The organism is Streptomyces sp. SA15 (assembly GCF_002291145.1).
GTDB lineage: Bacteria > Actinomycetota > Actinomycetes > Streptomycetales > Streptomycetaceae > Streptomyces.
In genome coordinates this window covers 1-24,155 of sequence record NZ_NTGE01000101.1, presented here as the reverse complement: position 1 = coordinate 24,155, position 24,155 = coordinate 1, and the positions used below count along the sequence as shown (strand labels likewise).

Here is a 24,155-nt window from a genome sequence, read left to right as displayed (position 1 = left end):
GCAGAGCCGCATATCGATGCGGCCCGCGCCCCTGAAGCATGCTGCCCGACCGCCCCTTGACCGACATGGAGGACTCAGTCCCGTATGACCGCGCCGCATGTGTCGCTCCCCGACGACCCGACGCACCTTCCCGGCCTGCCCGGACCCGACCCCGTGCTCTCGCCGATCACCGGCTGGGCCCGCGCCCACTGGGAGGCGCTGGCCGACCGGCTCCTCGACGGACTGCTGCCGTACGCCTCCCCGGGCTTCGCCCAGTACCGGCTCCCCGGCCCGCCCAGCCACTCCGGCCCCTGGTCCGACGGCCTGGAAGGCTTCGCGCGCTCCTTCCTCCTCGCCGCCTTACGCATCGCGGGCTCGGACGGTCGCGTCGGTCCCGCCCTCATCGAGCGCTACGCCGCCGGTCTCGCCGCCGGTACCGACCCATGCCACCCCGAACACTGGCCGCCCATCACCGACCGCGCCCAGCCCATGGTGGAGGCCGCGTCGATCGCCATCGCCCTGCACGAGTCACGGCCGTGGCTGTGGGACCACCTCGACGACCGCGTGCGCGGGCAGGTCGCCGACTGGCTGGGCGGGTTCGTCGGCGCGGACGTCAACGACTCCAACTGGCGGCTTTTCCAGGTGATCTCGGAGGAGTTCCTGGCCTCCGTCGGCGCCCCGCACAGCCGTACCGAGATCGACGCGGGGCTCGCCCGCCTGGACGACTGGTACCGGGGCGGGGGCTGGTACACCGACGGCGACGGCCGGAAGTTCGACTACTACAACGCCTGGGCGCTGCATCTGTATCCGGTGCTGTGGCAGCGCATCGCGGGCCCTCGTGCGGATGAGGCGACCGTGGCCCGGCACCGGGCGCGACTGCGCGAATTCCTCGCCGTCCACCAGCACTTCTTCGGCTCCGACGGTGCCCCGGTCCACCAGGGCCGCTCCCTCACCTACCGCTTCGCGACCACCGCCCCGCTGTGGGCGGGCGTCCTCGCCGACGCCACCCCGCTGCCGCCCGGCCGCACCCGCCGCCTGGCCTCGGGCGCCCTGAAGCACTTCGCCGAGCACGGCGTGCCCGACGAGCGGGGCCTGCTCACGCTCGGTTGGTACCGCCCCTTCCTCCCCGTCACCCAGCGCTACTCGGGCCCCGCCTCCCCCTACTGGGCGAGCAAGGCATTCCTGGGCCTGCTCCTGCCGGCCGACCACCCCGTCTGGACGGCAACCGAGGAGCCCGCGCCCGTGGACAAGGAGGACGTCTGCCTGGCCCTGCCCGCGCCGGGCTGGCTGCTGCACTCCACCTCGGCCGACGGGATCGTACGGCTGGTCAACCACGGCAGCGACCGCCTCCCGCCCCCACCCGCGACCGCTGACGACAGCCCGCACTACGCGCGCTTCGCCTACTCCAGCGCCACAGCCCCCGAAACTCCCGAGACGACGCCGGGACCCGACAACCACATCGCCCTGCTCACCCCCGACGGCACACCGTCCCCCCGCGGCCGTATCCACCCCCTCGGCGCCTCCGGCAGCCGTGCCGCCTCCTGGCACCGGGCGCTGGGGCATCGCATCGAGACGGTGAGCGTGGTGCGCGGGCCCTGGGAGGTGCGAGTGCACCGCCTCGACGTACCGCCCGGCACCCGTGTGCGGGAAGGCGGCTGGGCCGTCGCCGACGACCTCGCGCCGCCGGTCGCCCGGACCGGCCCGGGCCGGGCATGGGCCCGCGGCGCGGACGGACTGACCAGCGCGATCATCGGCCTCTACGGCTGGGGCGACGCCGAGGGCAGGGTCGTACCGGCCCTCGGCGCCAACGCCGTCGGACACCACTCCGCCACGCCCGTCCTCGAACTGGGCGACGGCGCCCGCCTGTTGGTCACCCTCGTGGTGCTCAGCGCCGACCCGCACGCGCTGCGCGCGGGAGCGAGCGCGTCGGTCGCCGCCGACGGCACCGTGGAGATCCGCTTCCCGGACGGCACCCGGGAGCGGGTGGCGCCCCGGCTCAGCGATGCGCCAGAGCCAGCGCCCGGTCCAGCGCCTGAAGGAAGGAGTTGACCGTCACCCGGTCCCGCACCGCCAGCCGCAGCCACTCCTCACCAAGGCCCGGGAACGTGTCCCCGCGCCGCACCGCGAAACCGAGGTCGCGCAGATGCCGGCGCACGGCGGTCGCTCGTGGCAGCCGTACGAGGACGAAGGGGCCCTCGGCCGGCTGGACCACCCGCAGTCCGTCGGCGGCGAACTCCTCCAGCCCGGCGACGAGATGAGCCCGGTCCGCGGCGATACGGCGGGCCGCGTCGGCCGCCTCAGCCAGTGCCCGCGGCTCCACGCACGCCTCGGCGGCGGTGAGCGCCGGCGTGGACACCGGCCACAGCGGCTGGGCCCGCTCCAGGGCGGCGATCGTCTCGGGGTCGGCCAGCACGTACCCGATCCGCAGCCCGGCCAGCCCCCAGGTCTTCGTCAGGCTGCGCAGGACGACCAGCCTGGGCACGTCCGTCCGCCCGGCCAGCGCCTCCCGCTCGTCCGGCACCGCGTCCATGAACGCCTCGTCCACGACCAACGTCCGCCCCGGACGGGCGAGTTCGGCGATCGCGGCGGCCGGGTGCAGGACGGAGGTGGGATTCGTCGGGTTGCCGATCACCACCAGGTCCGCGTCCTCCGGGACCGCCGCCGGCTCCAGCCGGAAGCCGTTCGCCTCACGCAGCAGGACCCGGTCGACCGTGTGGCCCGCGTCCCGCAGCGCCGCCTCCGGCTCCGTGAACTGCGGGTGCACGACGACCGGCCGGCGCACCTTCAGGGCACGCGCGAGCAGCACGAACGCCTCGGCGGCACCCGCCGTCAACAGCACCCGCTCCGCCGGGAGCCCGTGTCGCGCCGCCACCACGGCCCGCGCGTCCCGCCCGTCCGGGTAGGCGGCCAGCCCGGAGAGCGACTCGGCGATCCGCTCCCGCAGCCACGCCGGGGGCGTGTCCGCGCGGACGTTCACGGCGAGGTCGACGAGGGCCGCCCCGTCGTCCCGCACCTCGGCATCTCCGTGATGCCGCAGATCGTGCGCCTCAGCGGGCATGGGTGTGTGCGCCATGGTGGTGGTGTCCGTGGTGGTGATGGTGGCCGTCGTCGTCCGGGTGGAAGTGCGGCTGCTGCGGCAGCCCCACCTTGTCCTCGAACCCGGGCAGCGCGATCCGGTACACGCACGAGTCGCAGTTCATCCGCAGATCGCCCTTCACGGCCTCCTCGTACCGCTCCATCACCAGATCGAGCAGCTCCGGCTCGGGCCCGATCACATCGCCCGAACGCACCTCGACCTCCGGATGGGCCTCCGCCCAGCCCTCCGTCTGCTGCCGCACCCGCTCCGGGAGGATGCCCGTGAACAGGAAGTACGGGAGTACGACGATCCGCCGCGCCCCCAGCTTCACGCACCGGTCCAGGCCGCTCGGCACGTCCGGCGCCGCCAGCGACACGAACGCCGTCTCCACACCCGCGTAGCCGCGCCCCTCCCACAGCAGCCGGGCCGCCTTGTGCACCTCGGCATTGGCGTCCGGGTCGGTCGAGCCGCGCCCGACCAGCAGCACGGTCACGTCGGCCCGGTCGGCCGGCGTGCGCGCCGCACCGCCGAGGGCCTCGTCCAGCCGCCGCTCCAGGACCGACAGCAGCGCGGGATGCGGGCCCAGCGGACGGCCGTAGGCGTACGAGATCCCGGGATGCCGCTCCTTCTCCCGGGCCAGCGCCGCCGGGATGTCGCCCTTGGCGTGCCCGGCGGACACCAGCATCAGCGGTACGGCGGCGAAACGGCGTACGCCCCGCTCCACCAGCTCGGTGACCGCGTCGCCCAGCGGCGGCGGGGACAGCTCGATGAAGCCGCCCGCGACGGGCAGGTCGGGATGGCGGTCGCCCAACTCCCGTACGAAGTCGCGGAACGCCTCGGCTCCGGCATCGTCCCGGGTGCCATGGCCGGCGATGAGCAGGGCGGGCGGCGGGGTGGTCACGATTTCTCCTCGAACGTCGAAAGGGGGTGGTACAGCAGGGCGTTGAGCGCGGCGGCGGCCACCGCCGACCCGCCCTTTTCGGACACGTTGCTCACGGCGGGCAGCCCGCTCTCGCGCAACGCGGCCTTGGACTCGGCCGCCCCGACGAAACCGACGGGCAGCCCGATGACGAGCGCGGGCGAGGCGTCCAGGGTCAGCAACTCCTCCAGCGCGGTGGGGGCACAGCCGATCACCCAGAGGGCGCCGGGCCCGACCTGCTCGTGGGCGAGTCGTACGGCGTGGGCCGAACGGGTCAGCCCGGGCGCGGACTCGGCGTCCTTGAGGCGACAGACGGTCTCCCGCCGGGTGATCCCCGCGGCCACCATCTCCACGTCCACGACCACCGGCGCCCCGGCGTGCAGCGCGGCGTGCGCCTTCGCCAACTCGCCCTCGTCCATGACGAGATCGCTCGCGTACTCAAGATCGGCCGCGGAGTGGATGACCCGTTCCACCACCGCCCGGGTCAGCGGCGGGAAGTGCGAGGTGTCCAGGCGGGCGCGCAGCCGCCGGAAGGACTCCTGCTCGATGGGATGCACCACGCGGTTCACCGGGCCTCCTCCTGCTTCTCCGGCCGGCTCTCCTGCCAGCGGTAGCCGCGCGGGGTCACCATGCGGCCCGCGATCCGCCGGGTCGCGGTGTTGCCCACGGTCACGACCGTCATCATGTCGACCGTCGCCGGGTCGAGGGCGGCCAGCGTCGTCAGCACGACGGACTCGTCCGGCCGCGACGCGTTGCGTACGACACCGACGGGCGTCGCAGGCTCCCGGTGCTCGGCGAGGATCGCCAGCGCCTTGGGCAACTGCCAGTCGCGGCCCCGGCTGCGCGGGTTGTAGAAGGTCACGACGATGTCCGCCTCGGCCGCCGCGCGCACGCGTCGCTCGATGACCTCCCAGGGCGTGTGGAGATCGGAGAGGCTGATGGACACGTGGTCGTGGCCCAGCGGCGCACCGAGGATCGCGGCCGCGGCGAGAGCGGCCGTCACGCCGGGCACGCCGATCACGTCGATGTCGTCGGAGGCCTCGGCGAGCGCGGGGGAGGCCATGGCGTACACGCCGGCGTCCCCGCTGCCGATCAGCGCGACGGCCTGCCCCTTGCGGGCCTCCTCCACGGCCGTCCGCGCCCGCTCCTCCTCGGCGCCGAGCCCCGACTCCAGGATCCGGGTGGCGGGCCGCAGCAGGTCGCGGATCTGGTCGACGTACTGGTCGAGCCCGACCAGCACGGAAGCACGCCGCAGTTCCGCCTTCGCGCGGGGCGTCAGAAGGTCCCTGGCGCCGGGACCGAGCCCGACCACCGCGAGCCGACCGCGCGCGGGCCGCCGTACGACGGCACAGGTCGCCATGGCCGGTCGGCCGTCCTCCCGGTCCGACTTCCGCTTGGGTACGAGGAGTTCGCCACCGCGCACCAGGGCGGCGGCCTCGGCGACGGAAGGGGTGCCTACGGCGGCGAGGGGGGCATCGGAGGGGTTGGGCACGTCCACGGCCGCCAACTCCTCGGCGGAGTAGGTGACGAGGGGAACGCCCAGGCGGTCGGCCGCCCGCACGATCCCCGGTTCCTCGGCTTTGGCGTCGACGGTGGCGAGCTCGGCGATGCTGCGGGGGGACAGTCCCGCATCGCGCAGCGCGTCCTCGATGAGCCCGAGGATTTCGCCGACGGGGGCGCCCTTGGAGGCGCCGACGCCCACGACGAGGGACGGCGGGCGGAGAACGACCTCATGCTCGGCGGGTTCGACGAGACGATCCGTCAACCGGATCACGTACGCCCCTTCCTCGGTGACCCGGAGCGCCGGAAGGGGCCAGGCGAAGTCCGCCTTCAGCGCCACCGGTTCACCGTCGAGCACGGCCCGGGAAACCCCGGCGACATCCCCCTCGACCGGAAACCCGAGCGTATCCAGTCCAGGCACCCCCACCGCATCCGTAGCCGTGGTCACCACGGGCTCGGTCCCCAGCAACTCACCCACCTCACGGGCCAGTTCATTGGCACCCCCACCATGCCCACCGACCAGCGAGACAGCGAACCGCCCGCCCTCGTCGACACACACCACACCCGGGTCGGACGCCTTGTCACCCAACAGCGGGGCGATCAGCCGTACGACCGCCCCCGTCGCCAGAAAACACACGAGCTGCTCGCACTCGGCGAACGCCCGCCGTACGGCGTCCCCGACGGGCCCGTCGTACACCCGGGCCCGGGAGGGCCACGCCGCGGCCAGCCGGTCCCGCGCAGCCGCGCCCGCCGCGGTGGCGGAAATGAGGCCGATCACAGAGGAACTCCTTCTTCGGTACGTACTGGAGACCGGACGCCCCACAGCAGGAAAACGGGGTTGGTCGCCGCGAGCCGGGTCACGTCCCCCGGCAGCGGCGCGAGCCGGGACGACTGCAACAGCACCCCGTCGCAGTCGAACCCGGCGCCGGTGAGCGCCGCCCGCGCGGCCGGCACCCGGTCGAGCGCGGCCATCGCCACGACGACGGTCCGCCGGGCCCGCCGCGCGCACACCGTGACGACCTCGGGCAGTTCACGCCCCCCACCGCCGACGAACACGGCGTCGGGGTCGTCGGGAGCATCGAGCTCGGCCAGCACCGCGGGCGCCGCCCCGTGCACCACCCGTACGTCGACCCCGTGCGCGGCGGCGTTCGCGCCGATCCGCTCGACCCCGTCCAGGCTCTTCTCGACCGCTGTCACGGCGGCGCCGAGCCGCGCGCACTCCACGGCCACGGACCCGGAGCCCGCGCCGACGTCCCACACCAGATCGCCCAGCCGCGGCCCGAGCCGGGCCAGCGCCAGCGCCCGCACCTCGAACTTGGTGATCATCGAGTCTCGGTGGGTGAACTCGCCTTCGTCCAGGGCCCATTGGGCAGGCCCGGGCGGCGGCCCGGCGACCGAACGCACGCCGCCCACCGCCCGCGCCTCGTCCAGGCACAGCACCACACTCACCGCCGGACCCCAGTCACGGGCGGCGGCCTCGGCGGGAGTCACCCGCTCCACACGCTCGTCCGCCGAGCCCAGCGCGGAGGCGACGACCAGAACACGCGAGTCGCCCCTGAGCGCGGCCCCCAGCTCCGCCGGACCCGCCCCCGGCCCCGTCAGCACGGCGACCTTCGGCCGCGCCCGGCACACATGCACCGCCGTACGCAGGTCACGCCCGTGCGCGCTGACGACGACGGCGTCGTCCCACGGCACCCCGAGCCGCGCGAAGGCGGCGGCGACGGACGACACCCCCGCCCGGACATCGAGCCGCTGGGCACCGAACCGCTCGGCCAGGACCCGCACGATCCCGAAGAACCCGGGATCCCCCGAGGCCAGCACGACGACACGGCCCTGCTCGTCCAGGTGCCGCTCGATGACGTCCAGCGCCGGAGCCAACGCACCGAGGACGACCTGCTCGGCGCCCTCCGGAACCGGCGCGGCGGACAGATGCCGCCGACCGCCCACGACCAGCCGGGCACCGGCCAGCACGTCAGCCGCGACCGGCGCCCCAGTCCCCGCGCCGACAACGGTGATCACGTGCTCGCACCCCGCGAGCGCAGCGCCTTCCGGGCCTCCGGGTCGGCCTTGCGGTAGCCGTGGAAGTGGCCGGGGTGGTAGAGGTGCGAGCGGGTGCCGTGCGCGTCGAGGGCCGGGCCGACCAGGAACAGCGTGTGCTTCCAGAGCTTGTGCTCCTTGACCGTCTCCTCCAGCGTGCCGATCGTGCACTTCACCACCAGCTCCTCCGGCCAGGTCGCCTGGTAGGCGACGACGACCGGCGTGGTCGTCGGATAGCCGCCCTCCAGCAGCTCCCGCACGAGCTGCCCGCTGCGGGCGGCGGACAGGAAGATCGCCATGGTGGTGCCGTGCTTGGCGAACTCCCGCACCTCCTCCCCGGGCGGCATCGGCGTCTTGCCGCCGCCGAGCCGGGTCAGCACGACGGACTGCGCGACCTCGGGGATCGTCAGCTCACGCTGGGCGAGCGCGGCGACGGCGGAGAAGGCGGAGACACCGGGAACGACCTCGGTCTCGACGCCGATCCGGGCACACCGGTCGAGCTGCTCCTGCGTACCGCCCCAGAGGGCGGGGTCGCCGGAGTGAATCCGGGCCACCTTCAGCCCTTCTTCACGCGCCCGCTCGTACACGGCGACGACGTCCTCCAGCGACATCGTCGCCGAGTCGAGGATCTGCGCGCCCTCGCGCGCGTGCTGGAGGACCTCCGCCTGGACCAGGCTGGCCGCCCAGATCACCACGTCGGCCTCCGCGATGGCACGCGCGGCACGGAACGTCAGCAGATCGGCGGCGCCGGGGCCGGCACCGACGAAGGTCACCTTGCCGGTGGGGGCATCGGCCATGGGAATCGGTCCTCTCCTACGAAGTACTACGGACAGAGCCGCGCTGTGTGCTCAGCGCCATGCGGCGCCGCCGGATGTGCGTGAACGGGGCGGCTTGATCGGATACCAAGGGCACATGGCGGTCTTCGTCGCGCTCGGCGCGTTCCTGATGACGCTGGCCGGCGGCTGGACGGCACTGCGCGTGACCGACCGCCGCCATCTGGTGCTGGGCCTGGCAGGCGGCCTGATGCTGGGCGTGGTCGGCCTGGACCTGCTGCCGGAGGCGCTGGAGGCGGCGGACACCGAGGTGTTCGCCGTACCCGCGGCGCTGCTCCTGTTCGTGGCCGGTTTCCTGCTGGCCCATCTGGTGGAGCGCCTGCTGGCCGTGAGGCAGGCGGCCCACGGCGCCGAAGAGAGCGACGGCCGTACGCCCGAAGTCGGCCTGACGGCGGCCGCCGCGATGGTCGGCCACAGCGCCATGGACGGCGTGGCGATCGGCGCGGCCTTCCAGGTGGGCGGCGGCATGGGCACCGCGGTCGCGCTGGCCGTCGTCGCCCACGACTTCGCGGACGGCTTCAACACGTACACGATCACGAGCCTGTACGGGAACGCCCGGCGCCGGGCGCTCGCCATGCTGTTCGCGGATGCCCTGGCCCCCGTGGCGGGCGCGGCGTCCACGCTCCTCTTCACGATCCCGGAGCCGATGCTCGGCGGCTATCTCGGTCTCTTCGGCGGCGCGCTGCTGTATCTGGCGGCGGCCGAGATCCTCCCGGAAGCCCACCATGAACACCCCGCCCGCTCGACCGTGCTGTGCACGATCGCGGGCGCGGCGTTCATCTGGCTGGTCGTGGCCGTGGCCGAATGATCCGGGGGTTGATCCGGGGGTCGTCACAGCTTGCCGCCCCGCCCGCCGTCCCGCCGCGCGGGCGCGATGAGCGTCGAGAGGTAGGGGAGAGGCGCACCGTCGAGCTCGGCGGCCGACCGGACGGACTCCTCGGGCAACCCGAGCGCCGACCCCCATACGGCATCGTCGATCCGCCCGGTCTCCCGCAACGCCTCGGCCACCTCCCGCGCCTGCCGCCCGAACTTGTAGGCGACGACGGTCCCGGGCCCGTTCAGGGCGTCCTTGAGCACGGCGGCCCCGGCAGTGACGGGAACGAGGGTCAGCGGCTCGGTGCCCTCCGTCAGCACGGCCCCCGACCGCGCCGCGAGGTCCTGCATGGCGGTGATCCCGGGCACGGTCTCCACGACGACGCCGGGCACCACCTCGCCGATGGTCTGCGCGAGGTAGGTGAAGGTGGAGTACACGTTCGGATCGCCGATGGTCGCGAAGGCGACGCTGCCGTACTGCTTCAGCAGCCCGGCGACCCGCTCACCCGCCGCGTCCCACGCGGCCTCCCGCCGCGCCCGGTCGCTGCGCTCGTTGAGCGCGAACACGACCCGGACGACCTTCTCCTCGGGCACGTAGTGCAACACGGTCGCTTCGGCCCGGCCGCGTTCGCCTGTGTCCATCACGGGTACGACGACCACGTCGGCCGCCCGCAGAGCATTCACGCCCTTGACGGTCACCAGCTCGGGATCACCGGGCCCGACCCCGACTCCGATCAGCCTGCTGCTCATGACGTCCGGCACCTCTCCACGAACCGACGGGCGACACCGGGCTCCGAGGCCCAGTGCGTGTGCAGATAACTCGCGTGCACACCTCGCTGTACGAAACCTTCGACCCGCCGCCGCGGTGCGCGCACGCCCCAGGCGGGAGCGGCCCCCGAGCCGGGCTCGACGACCGACCGATGAAACTCGTGCCCCCGCATCCGCGTTCCGGCCACCGCGAGCACACTGTCACTCACGGCCACGGCGTCCCGGTACCCGAGGGTGAGCCGCTCGCCCATACGGGCCGTGGCGTCGAGCACGCCGCACATGGGCCGCCCGTCGAGCTCACGGCACAGGTACAGCAGCCCGGCACATTCGGCGGCGACGGGAGCGCCGTCCTCCGCGAGGGCGGCAACGGCCTTGCGGAGAGGCTCGTTGGCCGACAGCTCGGAGGCGTACACCTCGGGGAACCCGCCACCGATGACCAACCCGTCGGTCCCGTCGGGCAGTTGCTCGTCCCGGAGGGGATCGAAGGTGACGACCTCGGCCCCGGCGGCGGTGAGCAGCTCGGTGTGCTCGGCGTAGGAGAAGGTGAAGGCGGGACCGCCGGCAACGGCAATGACGGGAGCTTCCAGGCCCGGCCCGGCCGGCACTTTCGGGCGCTGGTCCGCATCATCCAGCCTGTCCGGCACTTTCGAGCGCCGGTCCGCTTCTCTCAGCCCGTCCGGCGTTTGAGGACGAGGCCCTTCGGGCCGAAAGCGGGGGTCTGGGGGCGCAGCCCCCAGGGACGGGACGGGAAGGGGCGGAGGGGGCGCTGCATCCATCAGCGGCTCCGCCGCGGGACCCAAGACCTCAGCCGCATCCCAAGCCGCACACGACAACGCACCGGCACTCCGCGCCAGCGCGACCAGCGCCTCCAGGTCACACCCCGACCGCACCTGCTCCGCCATCGCGGCAACCGCCTCCACGGCCTCGCCCCGCCGCTCGGCAACCGGCACCAACCCCAGATGCCGCGAAGGCGTATCCACCTGAGCCGCCCGCCGCAACACCCCCAGCACAGGCACCCCGGCCGCCCCCAACGCCTCCCGCAGCAACTCCTCATGCCGAACCGAGGCGACCTTGTTCAGAATCACGCCCCCGACCCGCACCTCCGGATCCCAGGACGCGAACCCATGCACCAGCGCCGCCACCGACCGAGACTGCGACGAGGCGTCCACGACAAGAACCACCGGCGCCCGCAGCAACTTCGCCACATGAGCCGTGGACGCCAGTTCACCCTCCCCCGCAGCCCCGTCGTACAGCCCCATCACCCCCTCGACGACGGCGATGTCACACCCACGCGCCCCATGCAGAAACAACGGCCCGACCAACTCCGGCCCACAGAGATACGCGTCGAGATTCCGCCCCACCCGCCCGGTGGCGAGCGCGTGATACCCGGGATCGATGTAGTCCGGCCCCACCTTGTGCGGAGACACGGCAAGCCCCCGCGCGGCGAACGCGGCCATCAACCCCGTGGCAACGGTGGTCTTGCCGCTGCCCGACGAGGGCGCGGCAATGACCAGCCGAGGGACGGAAGAGCTCACCACTCGATGCCCCTCTGCCCCTTCTGCCCGACGTCCATCGGATGCTTGACCTTGGACATGTCGGTCACGAGATCCGCGAAGTCGACCAGCTTCTCGGGCGCGTTCCGCCCGGTGATCACGACATGCTGGGTCCCGGGCCGATCCCGCAACACGGAGACGACCTCATCGGTGTCGACCCACCCCCAGTGCATCGGATAGGCGAACTCGTCCAGCACGTACAGCTGATACGTCTCGGCGGCCAGATCCCGCTTGACCTGCTCCCAGCCCTCGCGGGCCTTCTCCTCGTTGTCCATCTGATCGTCGCGCTGCACCCACGACCAGCCCTCGCCCATCTTGTGCCAGTCGACGGTGCCGCCCTGCCCGGACGCCCCCAGCACCCGCAGCGCGTTCTCCTCGCCGACCTTCCACTTCGCCGACTTGACGAACTGGAACACCCCGATCGGCCATCCCTGGTTCCAGGCGCGCAGCGCGAGCCCGAAGGCGGCGGTGGACTTGCCCTTCCCGACCCCCGTGTGCACCACGACAAGAGGCCGATTCCTCCGCTGCCGAGTCGTCAGCCCATCGTCCGGAATCACACTCGGCTGCCCCTGCGGCATTACGCGACCCTCCTCGAAGTCCCCTGAACATCCTTGACCAGCCCGGCGATCGAGTCCGCCCGCAACTCGTCCAACGTCACCGCCGTACCCTCCAGCTCACCCGCGAGCTGCCCGGCGAGCCCCAGCCGCACGGGCCCGGACTCGCAGTCCACGACCACTGAGGCGACCCCCTCGGCCGCGAACAACCGAGCCGCCCGTCCGGCCAGCGCGACCGGCTCCGGGCCCCCCGTGGCCCGCCCGTCGGTCACGACCACGACGAGCGCCCGCCGAGCCGGGTCCCGCAGCCGCTCCACCCGCAGCACGTCATGCGCCTTGAGCAGCCCGGCGGCCAGCGGCGTCCGCCCACCGGTCGGCAACGACTCCAGCCGAGCGGCCGCCGCGTCGACGGACGAGGTCGGCGGCAGCGCCACATCGGCGGCCGACCCCCGAAACGTCACCAACCCCACTTTGTCCCGCCGCTGATACGCGTCCAGCAACAGCGACAACACGGCCCCCTTCACCGCACTCATCCGCTGCCGGGCAGCCATCGAGCCCGAGGCATCCACGACGAACAGCACGAGATTCCCCTCGCGCCCCTCCCTGATCGCCTGCCGCAGATCGTCCCTCCGTACGACGAGCCCCGGCCCCGACCGCCCCCGCGCCCGCTGATGCGGCGCCGCCGCCTGCACGGTCGCCGCCAAGTGCAGCTTGGTGAGTGCCCCTCGGGGCCGCCGCGCCCCGGTAGTCCGCCCGTGCTCGGTCCGCGCCCGCGACCGCCGCCCGGCGGCACCCTCACCGAGCCCCGGCACGCTCAGCACCTTCGTCCGGAACGGCTCAGCGGCCCGCGCGGCCTGCTGCTCACCCGACCCGGCACCGGAAGGCTGCGGCGCGCCACCCTCCCCGGCCTCGGGCCGCGCACCGGTGTCGCCCCCTTCAGGCCCCTCCGAAGGCGGCTGCCCACCACCCCCACCGGGCCCGTCCGGATCCGGATCGTCGTCCTCGCTCTGCCCCCCGAACTCCTCCAGCGTCTCGTCCAGCTTGTCCTCGTCCAGCCCGGGCGCATCAAACGGGTTACGACGCCTGCGGTGCGGCAGCGCGAGCAGCGCGGCCTGCCGCACATCCTCGGCGAGCACATCGTTCCGCCCGGCCCAGGCCGCCAGCGCGGTAGCAGTCCGAGCCATCACGATGTCGGCCCGCATGCCGTCCACCTCGAAGGCCGCACAGGTCGCGGCGATCTGCCGCAGCGCCCCATCGCCCAGGCGCACCGACGGCAACAGCTCCCGCGCCGCCACGATCCGCGCCCGTACGGCGGCCTCCTCGTCCGCCCACCGCGCCGCGAAACCCGCCGGATCGTCGTCGTAGGCGAGCCGCCGCCGTACGACCTCCACCCGCTGGTCGGGCTCCCGTGAGGCCGCGACCTCGACGGTCAGCCCGAACCGGTCGAGCAACTGCGGCCGCAGCTCGCCCTCTTCGGGGTTCATGGTCCCGACGAGGAGGAACTTCGAGGCGTGCCGTACGGAGACACCTTCGCGCTCCACATACGACGCACCCATCGCGGCCGCGTCCAGCAGCAGGTCGACCAGGTGGTCGTGGAGGAGGTTCACCTCGTCGACGTAGAGGATCCCGCGGTGCGCGTCGGCCAACAGTCCTGGCTCGAAGGCCTTCACGCCCTCGGACAGGGCACGCTCGATGTCCAGCGCACCCACGAGCCGGTCCTCGGAGGCGCCGACCGGCAACTCGACCATCCGCGCGGGCCGTTGGACACCGGCCCCCGGCTCGTGCGGCCCGTCCGGGCACGCGGGGTCGGGCGAGTCGGGGTCGCACGAGAAACGGCACCCGGGCAGGACAGGGACCTCCGGCATGAGCGCCGAAAGCGCGCGTACGGCCGTCGACTTGGCGGTGCCCTTCTCGCCCCGCACCAGCACACCACCGACCGCCGGGGACACGGCGTTCAGCAGCAGCGCGAGCCGCAGGTCGTCCTGGCCCACGACGGCCGTGAACGGAAACGGGGTACTCACTTGTCCTCGCCCTCCAAGTCGCCTTCCAGCTCCAGGTAGGTGGCCCGCAGCCGCTCCAACGTGTCCGCGTCCGGCTCGGCCCACAGACCGCGGTCGGCGGCCTCGAGCAGCCGCTCGGTGATGCCGCGCAGCGCCCACGGGTTGGACTTCTTCATGAAGTCCCGGTTCTCCGGGTCGAAGACGTACTCCGCGCTGAGCTTCTCGTACATCCAGTCGTCCACGACCCCGGCCGTGGCGTCGTATCCGAAGAGGTAGTCGACGGTCGCCGCCATCTCGAAGGCACCCTTGTAACCGTGCCTCCTCATCGCCGCCATCCAGCGCGGATTGACCACGCGGGCGCGGAAGACGCGGTGGGTCTCCTCGCCGAGGGTCCTCGTCTTCACCTGGTCCGGCGTGGCGGAGTCGCCCACGTACGCCTCCGGACTCGCCCCCGTCAGGTGCCGCACCATCGCGACCATGCCGCCGTGGTACTGGAAATAGTCGTCGGCGTCGACAAGATCGTGCTCACGCGTGTCGACGTTCTTCGCCGCCACAGCGATCCGCTTGAACGCCGTCTCCATGTCCCCGCGCGCCGCCCGCCCGTCGAGCCCGCGCCCGTAGGCGTACCCGCCCCACACCGCGTACACCTCGGCGAGGTCGGCGTCCGACCTCCAGTTCCGCGCATCGATCAACGGCAGCAACCCGGCCCCGTAAGCCCCGGGCTTGGACCCGAAGATACGAGCCGTCGCCCGCCGCCGGTCCCCATGCTCAGCGGCATCCTCGTCCACGTGCGCCCGCACGAAGTTCGACTCGGCGGGCTCCTCCAGCTCCGCCACCGCCCGCACCGCGTCGTCGATCAGCCCGACCACGTGCGGGAACGCGTCCCGGAAGAATCCGGAGATACGCACCGTGACATCGATGCGCGGCCGCCCGAGCTCCTGCAGCCCGACGACCTCGAAGCCCGTCACCCGCCTCGACGCGTCGTCCCACACCGGCCGGCATCCCAGCAGCGCCAGGATCTCGGCGATGTCGTCACCCTGGGTGCGCATGGCCGACGTACCCCACACCGTCAGGCCCACCGACTTCGGATAATCCCCGGTGTCGGCCAGGTACCGCTGCACGAGCGAGTCGGCGAGCGACTGCCCGACCTCCCAACTCAGCCGGGAGGGAATGGCCTTGGGGTCGACGGAGTAGAAGTTCCGGCCGGTCGGCAGCACGTTGACCAGCCCACGCGTCGGGGAACCGGACGGACCGGCCGGGACGTAACCACCCTCGAGCGCCTTGAGGATGTGCCCGATCTCGTCGGTCGTCCTCTCCAGCCGCGGTACGACCTCCCGGCACGCGAACTCCACCACCGCGACGGCGTCGGGGAGTTCGGTACCGAGGACCTCTCGGACGAGGGCCGGTGCGGCCGTGACGTCCCACGCCCGCGCCTCCATGCCCTCCGCGACCCGCCGGCACAGCTGCTCCAGCAGATCGATCGCATCCGCCGCCGTACGCGCCGGCCCCTCCACCAGATCCGACAGCTCGACCGGCACCTTCACCGGCGCCCCCGGCTCGGCCAGCAACTCCTTCTCCACCAGCCCGAAATGAGCCGCCAGACAGGCCCTGAGCCCCGGCAGCGCGTTCGCCTGCCCGCCCCACACCTGCGAGGCGCGCAGCACGGCGAGGACCAGATTCACGCGAGGCTCGCCGACCGGACCGCCGCCCAGGATGTGCAGGCCATCCCTGATCTGCACGTCCTTGATCTCGCACAGATAGCCGTCGATGTGCATGACGAACTCGTCGAACGCCTCGTCGTCCGGCTGCTCGTCGACATGCAGGTCATGGTGCAGCTCGGCCGCCTTCACCAGCGTCCAGATCTGCGCGCGCACGGCCGGCGCCTTCGTCGGGTCCAGGTCGGAGACGAGCGCGTACTCGTCGAGGAGCTGCTCCAGCTTGGCCAGGTCGCCGTAGGTGTCGGCGCGCGCCATCGGCGGCACCAGGTGGTCGACGACGGTGGCGTGCCCGCGCCGCTTGGCCTGGGTGCCCTCGCCGGGGTCGTTGACGATGAACGGGTAGATCAACGGCAGGTCCCCGAGGACGGCGTCCGGAGCGCACCCGCCGCTCAGCCCGAGCCCCTTGCCCGGCAGCCACTCCATCGTGCCGTGCTTGCCCATGTGCACGATCGCGTCGGCGCCGAAGCTGTTGTCCAGCCACCGGTACGCGGCCATGTAGTGGTGGGACGGCGGCATGTCCGGGTCGTGGTAGATCGCGATCGGGTTCTCGCCGAAGCCGCGCGGCGGCTGGATCATCACGACGACGTTCCCGAACTGGAGCGAGGCCAGCACGATGTCGTCGCCGTCGACGTACAGGCCGCCCGGAGGCTCACCCCATGCCTCCAGCATGGCGTTCCGCAGCTCGGGGTCCAGCTTGTCGAACCACGCCCGGTAGTCGGCGAGCGGCACGCGCGCGGGTGCGGAGGCCAGCTGCTCCTCCGTGAGCCACTCGACGTCGTGGCCGCCGGCCTCGATGAGCCGGTGGATCAACTCGTCGCCCTCGGACGGGTATGCGGTGACCCCGTATCCCGCGTCCCGCAGCGCGTCCAGCACGCGCACCGCCGAAGCGGGCGTGTCCAGGCCGACCGCGTTGCCGACCCGCGAGTGCTTGGTCGGGTAGGCGGTGAAGACGAGCGCGAGCTTCTTCTCGGAGTTCGGCTTGTGCTTCAACTCCGCGTGCCGTACGGCGATTCCGGCGACCCGCGCGGCCCGTTCCGGGTCGGCGACGTACACCGGGACCTCGTCCGGTCCCTGCTCCTTGAAGGAGAACGGCACGGTGATCAGCCGCCCGTCGAACTCCGGGATGGCGACCTGCATCGCCGCGTCCATGGGGGAGAGGGCGGCGTCCGACTCCTCCCAGGCGCTCCGCGACGAGGTCAGGCAGAGCCCCTGCAGCACAGGGACGTCGAGGTCGGCGAGCGCCCCGATGTCCCACGCCTCCTCGTCACCACCGGCCGACGCCTGCGAGGCGTGCGTGCCGCCGGCGGCGAGGACGGTGGCGACGAGGGCGTCGGCCTTGCCGAGGAGTTCGTAGAGCCCGGGGTCGGCACCGCGCAGCGAACCGCAGTACACCGGAAGGGCGTTGGCGCCCCGCGCTTCGATCGCGTCGCACAGGGTGTCCACGAAGGCGGTGTTGCCGCTGAGCTCGTGCGCTCGGTAGAAGAGCACGCCGACGGTCGGGCGCCCCTCGACGAAGGGACGCTCACCATGGACGCCGTACTCGGGCATCTTCTGCGGCTCGACGAACCCCTCACCGGTCAGCAGCACGGTGTCCGACAGGAACCGCGCCAGCTCGGTCAGGTTGGCCGGCCCGCCCTCGACGAGGTACCGCAGCGCCTCCGCCACGACCCCCGCCGGCACGGACGACTCGGCCATCAACTCAGCGTCGGGCACGGCCTCTCCGCCCAGCAGCACGGTCGGAATCCCGGACGCCTTCAGCGCGGCGAGCCCGTCCTCCCAGGCCCGCTTGCCGCCGAGCAGTCGTACGACGGCGATGTCCGCGCCCGCGACGAGGGAGGGCAGCTCGCCCTCGACATCCACGCGGGTCGGGTTGCCGATCCGGTAGGAGGCACCGGAAGCGGCCCGAGCCGCCAGCAGATCCGTGTCGGCGGTCGACAACAACAACACTGTGCTCATGCGGGCGCTCCCGGTGGAATGAAAGGCAGTCCTTGCGGCGCGCCCGACTCGATGAGCCGCCACAGCGCGTCCGTGTCCGCGTGCTGTTCGATCAGGTCGCCGAGCCGGTCGAGTTGCTCCTCGCGCAGCGCGGCGAACGAGGTGTCGGCGGCCGGCACGAACCGGCGGCCCGCGGCGGCCGCCACCTCGCGCAGGAAGGCCCGCCGGAAACCGTCCGACTCCAGCGAGCCGTGCCAGTGCGTGCCCCAGGTCTGGCCGACCCGGCAGCCGTCCAGGCTGTGTCCTTCGTCATCAGAGATGAACGCTTCCCCGCCTGCGACATCGGCGACCCCGTGATGGATCTCGTACCCCGCGACGTGCTCCCCGAGGGCTTCGCCCTCCGGCCGGGTGAGGGTCTTCTCCCGCGCGAACCGCACCCGTACGGGAAGCACCCCGAGCCCGTCGACATGCCCCTGCCGACTCTCGACGTCGTCCTCGATGTGCTCGCCGAGGATCTGGAAACCGCCACAGATGCCGAGGATCGGCAGCCCTTCCGCGGCCCTGCGGACGAGGGCATCGGCAAGCCCCCGCTCCCGCAGCCACTCCAGCGCCCGTACGGTCCCCCGGGTCCCCGGAATCACCACGAGGTCGGCGTCGGCCAACTCCTCCGGCCGGTCCACGAACCGCACGACCACACCCGGCTCGGCGGCCAGCGCGTCCACGTCGGTGAAGTTGGACATCAGGGGGACGGCACAGACGGCGACGCGCAGCACGTCCGCCCCGACGGGCGGGGCGACGACCGACTCCCTGACCGTCCCCCTCAGGGAGACCCTGAGCCCGTCCTCCTCGTCGATGCCGAGCCCGTGCCGGAAGGGCAGGACGCCGTAGGTCCGCCGTCCGGTGAGCCCGTGCAACATGTCGAGCCCGGGTTCCAGCAGGGAGACGTCCCCCCGGAACTTGTTGACCAGAAACCCGGCGACGAGTTCCTGATCCTCGAGCGAAAGGAGCGCTACGGTCCCGAAGAAGGATGCGAACACACCACCGCGGTCGATGTCCCCGACGACAAGCACAGGCAGTCGCGCGTTCCGCGCGATCCCCATGTTCACGATGTCGGTCCGCCGCAGATTGATCTCGGCAGGGCTGCCGGCCCCCTCACAGATCACCGCGTCATACGTGCCCCGCAACTCGGCGAGACAGTCCAGCACCGTCCCGAGGAGCTTCTGCTGCCGCCCCCCGTGATACCCACGCGCGCTCAGCTCGCCGACCGGCTTACCGAGCAGCACGACCTGACTGCTCTGCTCGCCCCCTGGCTTGAGCAGCACGGGATTCATCAGCGCGGTCGGCTCGACACGACAGGCCTGCGCCTGCATGGCCTGCGCCCGCCCGATCTCGGCGCCCTCCCGCGTCACGAACGAATTGAGGGACATGTTCTGCGCCTTGAAGGGCGCCACTTTCACACCCTGCCGCACGAGCCACCGACAGATCCCGGCGGTGACGACACTCTTGCCGGCATCGGAGGTGGTTCCGGCGACGAGAAGCCCACCGCCGGTCATGAGACACGCCCCGTTCGGTACTGCTGTGGGCAGTCGTTCCGCAGGGCGGAACCGGTGGGCACAGCCCGCAGCGCCGGGCGCCTCGCGACCCGCTCTCGCAGCAACGCCCCAGCCGCACCGACCCCGAACGCCAGCCACCCCACCCGCCGCGACAGCCGAACAGCCCGCTCGATGTCTCCCACTTCCACAGAACGCCCCCTGTCGTTCAGCACTGGCCGATGCTCGACGCGCCCCCCATACGACAACGTCCCCCCGAGCCGCACACCCAGCGCCCCCGCGAACGACGCCTCAACAGGCCCGGCGTTGGGACTCGGGTGCTTCGCGGCGTCGGCACGCCAGACTCGTATGGCACTTCGGGCATCACCCCCGGCAACCGCGGCCAGAACCGCAGTCACCCGAGCTCCCGGCCACCCCACAAGGTCGTCCAGCCGAGCGGAAGCCCACCCGAACCTCCGGTAGCGCAGCGACTTGTGCCCGACCATCGCATCAAGCGTGTTCACGGCCCGAAACCCGACCAGCCCCGGCACCCCACCGACGGCCCCCCACACCAGGGCTCCCACCACGGCATCGGATGTGTTCTCGGCGACGGACTCCACCACGGCCCGAGCGATCCCGTCGGCGTCGAGCGCCTGCGGATCCCGCCCGCACAGATGCGGCAGACGCGCCCGCGCACCCTCGATGTCCCCCGCCTCCAGGGCACGCCCGATGACCCGGGCCTCCCGGGCGAGCGAAGTCCCGCCCACGACGGCCCAGGTGGCCGCGCCGGTCAGCGCGACGGACGCGGCAGGGGACGTACGTACGGCACGAGCGGCCACGGCCCCGAGAGCGACGGCGCCACCGGCACACACGACGGCGTGCAGCGCGCCCCATCCCCGATGGTCCCGCCACAACACCCGCTCCACGGCACCCGCGGCCCGTCCGAACACGGCGACCGGATGCCCACGGCGCGGATCACCGAGAAGCAGGTCGCCGAGGAGGCCGGCGGCGGCGCCGTACGCGAAAACGCGATCGGCCCGCATCGGCTCAGCCGACCGCGGGGTCAGACAACGCGCTGGTACTGAACCTCAATCGGCAGCCGAGCATGGCGATAGGTCCTCACTCAGGGTGTCCACGCCCTGGTTCGACGAGACCGGCGGTGAGAGTTCCTGGCTCCCGGGGCTTCCTACCCCGGTGACAGTGGCGGGACCGCGCCGGATTCTCACCGGCTTCCTCTCCTGCCGCCGTACATGGCTCCGGCAGTCCACCACGGGGTTGGAAGGGCCGTCAACTTGCCGTTGACCTGCGACGGGAGAGTGTGCGAAGGCCCACACATGCGTGAGGTGCGGGACGGTGACCCGTCCCGCACCTCACGTGTTCTCACGCGCTGTGCGTCAGGCCATGATCAGATAGATCCCGTACCCCACGGCCACCGCACACGCCGCGAAGCACGCGTACGCGCCCGTGACCGCGAGCGTGGCCGAGTCGCCCCGCACGTCCGCCCGCTCGCGGCGCGACAGGCCCGCGATGCCGAGGGTGAACAGGCCCACCAGGGCCACGGTGACCACGAGGCTGACGCCGAAGACGGAACCGAGAGCCGCCCAGTCGATCTTCATGCTTCTTCTTCCTTGAGTAACTGTCCTTGAGTAACTGGGTGGGGTCAGACAGTGGCTTGCGAACGCGTCGGCTCGGAGGCCGAGGCGGGGACGGTGGCCGTGAGGTCCTCGGTCACCGTGCCCGCCGGAGGCGGCGTCACCGCGGCCATCGCCGTGGTCACCACGCCGGCCGGCTCCTCGCGGTCGTTGATATCGCTGGAGTTGACGTTCGTGTGGTCGACGACCTCGCGGCGGGAGAGCTTCCAGATCGCGGCGCTGGAGGCGACGAGGAAGACGGCGACGACGGCCGTGCCCCCGGCGCCGAAGCCCGTCACGTACTCGGCGAGCGCGCCGACCAGGGCGGCGGCGGGGAGCGTGAGGCCCCAGGCGACGAACATGCGCGTCGCCGTGGACCAGCGGACGACCCCGCCCTTGCGGCCGAGGCCCGCGCCCATCACCGCGCCGGAGACGGAGTGCGTGGTGGAGAGGGAGAAGCCGAGGTGGGAGGAGGCCAGGATGACCGTGGCCGCGCTGGTCTGGGCGGCGAAGCCCTGCTGCGGCTGGAGGTCGGTCAGGCCCTTGCCCATCGTGCGGATGATGCGCCAGCCGCCGAGGTAGGTGCCGAGGGCGATGGCGAGGCCCGCGGAGAGGATGACCCACATGGGCGGGTCGGAGTCGGGGGCGACGGCGCCGCCGGCGACCAGGGCGAGGGTGATGATGCCCATCGTCTTCTGCGCGTCGTTCGTGCCGTGTGCGAGGGACACGAGACCGGCCGAGGCGATCTGGCCGGCCCGGTAGCCCTTCTCGGCGGCCTTGCCGTCGGCCTTCCTGCCCAGCCTGTAGGAAAGGCGGGTGGCGAACATCGCCGCGAGACCCGCGACCAGCGGGGCCGCTATCGCCGGGATCAGGACCTTGGTGACCAGCGCGTCACCATGGACGGCGCCCAGGCCGGCCGAGGCGATGGTGGCGCCGATCAGGCCGCCCATGAGGGCGTGCGAGGAGCTGGAGGGCAGGCCCACCAGCCACGTCAGCAGATTCCAGAGGATGGCACCGACCAGGGCGGCGAAGATGACCTCGGGACGGATGCCGGTCTCGTCGACGAGACCTTTGGAGATCGTGTTGGCGACCTCCACGGAGAGGAAGGCGCCCACCAGGTTCAGTACGGCGGACATGGCCACCGCGACCTTGGGCTTGAGCGCACCGGTCGAGATGGTGGTGGCCATCGCGTTGGCGGTGTCGTGGAAACCGTTCGTAAAATCGAACGCGAGTGCGGTTACCACCACAATCGCGAGGATCAGCGAGAAGTTTTCCATTTACCCAGGCAATCGTTCGAGGTCATCGGCCGGACGAACGTAGGTAACCTGAATGAACGGAAGATGAACTGAGGGGGGCCGCACGGTGTCCGAGGTCGGCGGTTCGCGCACCGCCCAGCTTGCTCGGTGCCGTGCGGCCCAGACGCCGCACGGCTAGTAGCCTCGGGCGAACTTCCTCAGCTGGGTCAGGGACCCGTTGAAGAGATTCTGGTCACCCGGCAGGCTGCCGCCGTTGTCGAACTGCCAGATCGTCCAGGCCGACCATCCGGCCGGCAGCGCGCCCGCGCCCGCGGAGCTGTAACGGGCGACCCATAAGGGGTGGTTCGAGGCGAAGGCGCCGCTGCGGCCGGTGCACGTGTTCCACCAGTGGGCGGTGGTGTAGATCACGGGACGGCGGCCGGTGCGCCGCTTGACCTCGTCGCTGAACGACTTGATCCAGCTGACCATCTTCGCCTTGCTCAGGCCGTAGCACTTGTGCTTCTTGTCGTACGGGTTGTACTCGATGTCGAGCGCGGGCGGCAGCGTCCAGCCGTCCGCACTCCAGTTGCCGCCGTTGCGCACGAAGTGCGCCGCCTGTGCCTTGCCCGACGACTTGTTGGGCAGCGCGAAGTGGTACGCGCCGCGGATGATGCCCACGTTGCGGGCGCCGTTGTACTGCTGGCTGAAGTACGGGTTGCGGTAGGTGGTGGATTCGGTCGCCTTGACGTAGACGAACTTGGCGCCCTTGGACTTGGCCTTCTGCCAGTTGACGTTCTTCTGATGGGAAGAGACGTCGTGTCCTTTCGGCAGGCTCGCCGCCGAGACCGGCGTCTCGGCGAGTGCGACCCCCCCGACGGTGAGAGCCGCCACGGACGCCGCTAAGGCGCGGCTGTGGCGGCGGAACGGTTTGCGATCACGGGCCATATGTCCCCCCGGAATGGCGACGTGCACGACAAATCTCCCAGAGATTACTGGAAGATCATCGGATCTTCGGCGATCTCCGGCCAAGCGATCGAAGAAGGTCATATTTGCGTATATGCGTTCTTTCGGAGGGCCTGATTCCGGCCTAAAGTGCCCCCGCCCGGCGGCGGGTTGACGCCGTGCCTGGCAGGATCGCCGTATGGCTGAGCAGCAGCGGGACCCCCGGGGCGTACGGGGTGTACGGGAGGGCGCACAGGATGTGCCGGAGTCGCGGATGAGGGGTGTGCGCGCCGAGGAGGCGAACGCGTGGGAGGCGCTCGTCGCGACGGCCCGCCGGACCGTGTCCGACGGACTGGTCGTCGGCACCTCCGGCAACGTCTCGGTGCGCGTCGGCGACACCGTGCTGGTCACACCGTCGGGCGTCCCCTACGACCGGCTCACGGCGGACGACGTCACCGGAGTCGACCTCGACGGCCGGCAGGTCCTCGGCACACTCGTCCCCACGAGCGAACTGCCCATGCATCTCGCCGTCTACCGCAGCACCGACGCCCGCGCCGTGGTCCACACCCACGCCGTACACGCGACAGCCGTCTCGACGCTCGTGCACGAGCTCCCGGCGATCCACTACATGACCGTCGCGCTCGGCGGGCCCGTCCGGGTTGCCCCGTATGCCACATACGGCACCGACGAGTTGGCCGAGAACATGCTCCACGCCCTCGCCGACCGCTCCGGCTGCCTCCTCCAGAACCACGGCACCCTCACCTACGGCGCCACCCTGGACCAGGCCTACGACCGCACCGCCCAGCTGGAGTGGATGTGCCGCCTGTGGCTGACGGCGTCCGCGGTACCGGGACGGTCGCCGACCCTGCTGTCCGAGGCGCAGCTGGCGGAGGTGGGGGAGCGGCTGCGGGGGTACGGGCAGCGGGGGTGAGGCTCTGCCGCGCCCTCCGGGCGGGAGGCGCGACCGGCTGACTCATCCCGGCGGGCGGCGTCACACCGAGCCGTCCTCCCGCTGGCCGGCGGCCGGGTCCGACAGGACACTGGAGCCGTGCGCACTGTCAAAGCAACGGCCGCCGCCCTCTCCGCGGCCCTGGCGGCCGGCGCGGCGGGCATCGCGGCCGGCCGGCTCGCCA

The 24,155-nt window shown here is 72.1% G+C and carries 19 protein-coding genes and 1 riboswitch; of the genes, 3 read left to right on the top strand and 16 right to left on the bottom strand.

What is annotated here, in order from left to right; translation table 11 throughout:
* Positions 1-84 precede the first annotated feature (84 nt).
* Entirely contained in the window at positions 85-2,028 is a 1,944-nt protein-coding gene (locus CLM62_RS22815) for a DUF2264 domain-containing protein (RefSeq protein ID WP_095751766.1), read from the top strand.
* On the opposite strand, the gene cobC is transcribed toward CLM62_RS22815, so the two are convergent.
* From cobC to cobM, 6 genes are read right to left on the bottom strand one after another with little or no spacing between them, the layout of a single operon-like run.
* Positions 1,976-3,052, bottom strand: coding sequence for an Rv2231c family pyridoxal phosphate-dependent protein CobC (cobC, locus tag CLM62_RS22810; protein WP_095751765.1), 1,077 nt, complete (start codon positions 3,050-3,052; stop codon positions 1,976-1,978). The genes CLM62_RS22815 and cobC overlap by 53 nt on opposite strands.
* Entirely contained in the window at positions 3,027-3,956 is a 930-nt protein-coding gene (locus CLM62_RS22805; RefSeq protein WP_095751764.1) for a sirohydrochlorin chelatase, read from the bottom strand. Before CLM62_RS22805 ends, cobC begins: the two co-directional genes overlap by 26 nt.
* The gene (locus CLM62_RS22800) at positions 3,953-4,543 is read right to left on the bottom strand and encodes a precorrin-8X methylmutase (protein WP_095751763.1); all 591 of its coding nucleotides are present in this window, start codon (positions 4,541-4,543) and stop codon (positions 3,953-3,955) included. The genes CLM62_RS22805 and CLM62_RS22800 overlap by 4 nt, the downstream gene beginning before the upstream one ends.
* The gene (gene cobJ, locus CLM62_RS22795) at positions 4,540-6,252 is read right to left on the bottom strand and encodes a precorrin-3B C(17)-methyltransferase (protein ID WP_095751762.1); all 1,713 of its coding nucleotides are present in this window, start codon (positions 6,250-6,252) and stop codon (positions 4,540-4,542) included. The genes CLM62_RS22800 and cobJ overlap by 4 nt, the downstream gene beginning before the upstream one ends.
* Positions 6,249-7,493, bottom strand: a complete 1,245-nt coding sequence (gene cbiE / locus CLM62_RS22790) for a precorrin-6y C5,15-methyltransferase (decarboxylating) subunit CbiE (protein ID WP_179382194.1) — start codon at positions 7,491-7,493, stop codon at positions 6,249-6,251. Before cbiE ends, cobJ begins: the two co-directional genes overlap by 4 nt.
* Positions 7,490-8,308, bottom strand: coding sequence for a precorrin-4 C(11)-methyltransferase (cobM, locus tag CLM62_RS22785; protein ID WP_095751761.1), 819 nt, complete (start codon positions 8,306-8,308; stop codon positions 7,490-7,492). The genes cbiE and cobM overlap by 4 nt, the downstream gene beginning before the upstream one ends.
* A gap of 115 nt (positions 8,309-8,423) precedes the next feature.
* Here cobM and CLM62_RS22780 point away from each other — a divergent pair, with 115 nt between their 5' ends.
* Entirely contained in the window at positions 8,424-9,152 is a 729-nt protein-coding gene (locus CLM62_RS22780; protein WP_095751760.1) for a ZIP family metal transporter, read from the top strand.
* Positions 9,153-9,175: 23 nt separating this feature from the next.
* On the opposite strand, the gene cobI is transcribed toward CLM62_RS22780, so the two are convergent.
* The 10 genes from cobI to CLM62_RS22730 all read right to left on the bottom strand — a co-directional run bounded on the left by cobI (position 9,176) and on the right by CLM62_RS22730 (position 23,025).
* Positions 9,176-9,907 carry a precorrin-2 C(20)-methyltransferase gene (gene cobI / locus CLM62_RS22775; RefSeq protein ID WP_095751834.1) on the bottom strand — a complete coding sequence of 244 codons (732 nt, stop codon included), beginning with the start codon at positions 9,905-9,907 and terminating at the stop codon, positions 9,176-9,178.
* A complete protein-coding gene (locus CLM62_RS22770) occupies positions 9,904-11,460 on the bottom strand; it encodes a cobyrinate a,c-diamide synthase (RefSeq protein WP_179382193.1) in 1,557 nt (518 codons plus the stop codon). Before CLM62_RS22770 ends, cobI begins: the two co-directional genes overlap by 4 nt.
* A complete protein-coding gene (gene cobO, locus CLM62_RS22765) occupies positions 11,457-12,056 on the bottom strand; it encodes a cob(I)yrinic acid a,c-diamide adenosyltransferase (RefSeq protein WP_095751758.1) in 600 nt (199 codons plus the stop codon). Before cobO ends, CLM62_RS22770 begins: the two co-directional genes overlap by 4 nt.
* Complete coding sequence (locus tag CLM62_RS22760) at positions 12,056-14,053, bottom strand: putative cobaltochelatase (RefSeq protein WP_095751757.1); 1,998 nt, start codon at positions 14,051-14,053, stop codon at positions 12,056-12,058. Before CLM62_RS22760 ends, cobO begins: the two co-directional genes overlap by 1 nt.
* On the bottom strand, positions 14,050-17,706 hold the full coding sequence (cobN, locus tag CLM62_RS22755) for a cobaltochelatase subunit CobN (protein ID WP_095751756.1): 3,657 nt from the start codon (positions 17,704-17,706) through the stop codon (positions 14,050-14,052). Before cobN ends, CLM62_RS22760 begins: the two co-directional genes overlap by 4 nt.
* Positions 17,703-19,238 carry a cobyric acid synthase gene (locus CLM62_RS22750; protein ID WP_095751755.1) on the bottom strand — a complete coding sequence of 512 codons (1,536 nt, stop codon included), beginning with the start codon at positions 19,236-19,238 and terminating at the stop codon, positions 17,703-17,705. Before CLM62_RS22750 ends, cobN begins: the two co-directional genes overlap by 4 nt.
* The gene (locus CLM62_RS22745; protein ID WP_095751754.1) at positions 19,235-20,257 is read right to left on the bottom strand and encodes a cobalamin biosynthesis protein; all 1,023 of its coding nucleotides are present in this window, start codon (positions 20,255-20,257) and stop codon (positions 19,235-19,237) included. Before CLM62_RS22745 ends, CLM62_RS22750 begins: the two co-directional genes overlap by 4 nt.
* A 99-nt stretch (positions 20,258-20,356) precedes the next feature.
* Positions 20,357-20,499, bottom strand: a riboswitch (cobalamin riboswitch).
* A gap of 109 nt (positions 20,500-20,608) precedes the next feature.
* Positions 20,609-20,830 (bottom strand): hypothetical protein, encoded by a 222-nt coding sequence (locus CLM62_RS22740; protein ID WP_095751753.1) that lies wholly within the window; start codon positions 20,828-20,830, stop codon positions 20,609-20,611.
* A gap of 44 nt (positions 20,831-20,874) precedes the next feature.
* Positions 20,875-22,122: an inorganic phosphate transporter gene (locus tag CLM62_RS22735; RefSeq protein WP_095751752.1), complete on the bottom strand. Its 1,248-nt coding sequence runs from the start codon at positions 22,120-22,122 to the stop codon at positions 20,875-20,877.
* A 153-nt stretch (positions 22,123-22,275) separates the two neighbouring features.
* Complete coding sequence (locus CLM62_RS22730; protein WP_095751751.1) at positions 22,276-23,025, bottom strand: lysozyme; 750 nt, start codon at positions 23,023-23,025, stop codon at positions 22,276-22,278.
* A 196-nt stretch (positions 23,026-23,221) separates the two neighbouring features.
* Here CLM62_RS22730 and CLM62_RS22725 point away from each other — a divergent pair, with 196 nt between their 5' ends.
* Positions 23,222-23,953: a class II aldolase/adducin family protein gene (locus tag CLM62_RS22725; protein WP_095751750.1), complete on the top strand. Its 732-nt coding sequence runs from the start codon at positions 23,222-23,224 to the stop codon at positions 23,951-23,953.
* Positions 23,954-24,155: the final 202 nt, after the last annotated feature.